At 44.1% G+C, this 3,512-nt stretch carries 2 protein-coding genes; one reads left to right on the forward strand and one right to left on the reverse strand.

The window, feature by feature from the left end; translation table 11 throughout:
• A partial coding sequence (locus tag ACZFYI_RS17480; protein WP_462525412.1) for a DUF1549 domain-containing protein occupies positions 1-1,973 on the reverse strand: 1,973 nt, incomplete at its 3' end.
• A 203-nt stretch (positions 1,974-2,176) separates the two neighbouring features.
• Between ACZFYI_RS17480 and ACZFYI_RS17485 the strand changes: the two genes are divergently transcribed.
• Complete coding sequence (locus ACZFYI_RS17485; protein WP_462525413.1) at positions 2,177-3,499, forward strand: IS1380 family transposase; 1,323 nt, start codon at positions 2,177-2,179, stop codon at positions 3,497-3,499.
• The last annotated feature ends 13 nt before the right edge of the window (positions 3,500-3,512 follow it).

Raw genomic sequence — 3,512 nt, forward strand, 5'->3', positions numbered from 1 at the left:
TTGGCAATCTGCAAGACCTCCAAAGGTGAAAGCTCTTTGTCATAAACACTGACTTCATCTACCAAAGCGTCTTTGAGGCCTTTACCCCGCCACACTGCCCCAACCTGCAAGCCAGGCTGTCCGCCTTGAAAAAGGATGTCTTTGTACAGGTTGTCATGTGTAGTTTTAGTTGCCATTTCCTGCCCGTCAAGAAAAACTTTAAGTCCATTTGCTTTGGAAGAACCGTCATAAGTCATGACCAGATTGATCCATTGGTCACGGGGAATGTTCTGTTCGGTGACTTTGGTGATGGCATTGTAGGGAGCGGTGTGCGCCATAAGCAATTCCAAGCGGTTGTTTTTGAGACTGAGGTGATACCCGCGCCAGTTATAAAGCACTGCGCCTGAACCCTTGTGGAAAATCGCTCCGTCTGTCAAAGTCTTTGGAACAGAAATCCAAATACTTACAGAAAAAGGTTCGCTTTTCGAAAATATCCCTGAACCACCCAAATCCAACCAAGCATCTCCGTTGAGTTTTATCCCCTTTCCTCTAAAGCCATCTACATAGACAGGTTTCTGGTTTTTGACCTCACTGCTTTCCATTGTTCCTTTTTGGGAAGGATTAAGTTGGTTTTGAATAGAGTATTGGTCAAAGGAATAGAAAGCAGTACGACTGACCGGAAAATCCAGTTTGGCAATTTTTTGAAAGTCTTTGGATGTCAGCCAAGCCTGAAATGCCTCTTCTTCTTTCTCTGCAACTATTTTCAGCTCCTCTTCCTCCCTGTTTTTTTGGGAAAGCATATATGAAAGCATTTCATCTTTCTTTTGATCGGTTAAAAGCATCGTCGGCACCGGCATGGCATCATCCCATGAAATCTGCCCTGCCTCATCTACCTGATTAAAAAAGCTGCTCATTTCAAAGAAATTCTTTTGGGAAATGGGATCGTATTTATGGTCATGACATCGCGCACAACCCAATGTCAAAGCCATAAAAGCCTGCCCCATGGTACTAGTTCGGTCCACCACATATTCTACCCGAAATTCCTCTTCCACAATTCCACCTTCCATATTCTGCGGATGAATCCTATTGAATGCCGTCGCAATCAACTGTTCTTTTGTCGGATTGGGAAGAAGGTCTCCTGCCAACTGATGGGTGATAAATTGGTCATAGGGAAGATTTTGGTTAAAAGCCCTGATTACCCAATCCCTATAGGGCGATGCATCCCGATACCGATCTACAGTGTAGCCATGGGTATCGGCAAATCGTGCAATATCCATCCAATGCATGGCCATCTTTTCTCCATAATGCTCCGAATTGAGCAACCTGTCAACCTGCTTTTCATAGGCGTCATCTGATTGGTCTGCCAGAAAAGCATCTATCTCAGCAAGGCTTGGTGGCAGGCCGGTCAAATCGAGGCTTAATCTTCTCAGGAGTGTTTCCTTATCCGCCTCAGTAGATGGTTTGATTCCTTCCTGTTCGAGTTTGTTTAAGACAAAATGGTCAATGGGATTTTTGATCCATGATTGATTCTTGACTTTTGGAGGTTCCTGTTTTTGGGGAGGAATAAAGGCCCAATGTTTTTTGTATTCAGCCCCATCCTCAATCCATTTGATCAAGATAGCCTTTTCTCTTGGGGTTAAGGTAAGATTTGATTCTTGGGAAGGCATCCGATATTCCGGATCTTCGGAGATGATCCTGTGAAAAAGCTCACTGTTTCGGAGACTGCCCGCTTTGATGGCGACTTTGCCGGGAGAGTCTTTTAGCCCTGCAAAAGCCATTTCAGGAGTATGCAAACTCAACCCTGCTTTTTGTGCTGCCAGATCAGGCCCGTGACAGGCAAAGCATTTATCCGACAAAATCGGCTTTACATGGATATTGAAATCAACAGATTCAGGTAATTCCTCATAGGCTACCTGAACTTCCTCGGGAAGATCCGGACTACAGGAATAAAAAAATAAAATAAAGCAGAAGAAACCCAGTATTCTTGAAACCATTTGAAATCATATCTCCGGATTAAATTAATGGAATTTCAAACAATATCCCACCTATTGTATCCTAAATTGTATGGAAATCCTTTCCCTAAGGAATGGTGGGATTAAATTCAGAGCATCGACTTTATTTAACCGTGATTATGCAATAGGATTTCGCATTTAGTTGAAAAGTGGTTAAATTTTGGTTTAAAGTCTTTTTTAGGAGTATGAAGCATATCACCAAAATGGTAAACCTTCCAATTGAATATAGCTCTAAGCCAGTCACCCCATTTGGGGGGATGAGTATGATGAAGCGATTTATTGATCAGGTAGGGATTCGGGAAAAGTTGGAACAGCTTAATCTTCCTCAACCGGGATCAAACAGGGGATACGATCCAAAGCAGATCGTGGAATCTTTCTGGCTCGGCATCTGGACGGGAGCGAGCCGTTACATTCATTGTGACTGGTTGCGTTATGATCAGGTTCTTCAATCCATATTCGGTTGGGACGCTATGCCGTCCCAGAGCACCTACAGCCGATTTTTCGGAAAGTTTTCCCAGGCACTCAACACGGAGATTTTCCCCGGGTTACAGCACTGGTTTTTTGATCAGATGAATATCGGGAGCCTCACGGTAGACTTTGACAGTACGGTCATCACTCGCTACGGAGATCAGCAAGGCAGTGCCAAAGGATACAATCCCAACAAACGCGGCAGGAATTCTCACCACCCTTTGATGGCTTTTGTGGAGCAGACCCGCATGGTGGCTAATGCTTGGCTGCGTCCGGGAGATACGGCTGCCAGCAGCAGTTGCAAGGAGTTTATGGAAGAAACCTTCAAGGAGGTACTCAAAGACAAGAAAATCGGTCTTGTTCGTGCAGACAGTGGGTTTTATACCGAAGAACTGATGTCCTATCTGGAAGAACAGGAACTCAATTACATCATGGCCGTGAGAATGTATCCCAATGTAAAAAGTCAAGTCTGGGCTATCAAAGACTGGGTCAGATTGACCAAAGGCATCGAACTCAGTGAGATGAAGTTTAGCCATGAAAACGGAAAGCCCAGAAGATATATCCTGGTCAAAAAGCAAATCGATATCAGGCCAAACGCCGCAGGTAAAATGCTCTTTGAAGACGAGCCGGGCTATCGATACAGCTGCTATGTAACCAACCTGGATCTGCCCCTAGATCAGATATGGAACATGTACAACAGCAGGGCAGACTGTGAAAACAGAATAAAGGAACTAAAATATGATTTTGGTTTGGAAAACTTCTGCCTACAGGACTTCTGGGCAACCGAAGCATCCTTTAGATTCATCATGGTGGCCTATAATCTGATGAGTCTGTTCCGACATTTTGCACTCAACCATCACAACCGGGCAACCTTGGGCACACTTAGATCCTATTGCTTTGCATTAGGAGCATGGACTGCTTCACATGCCAATAAAAAAGTCCTCAAAATCTCTTTACCCAATAAACGAAGGCCTTGGATGGATGGAATATTCTCTCAAATCTCCAACCTAAGCCTACCTTTTACATATTCTAATGCATAATTCGGGTTAAATC

The sequence above is a fragment of the Aquiflexum sp. genome, from assembly GCF_977115555.1.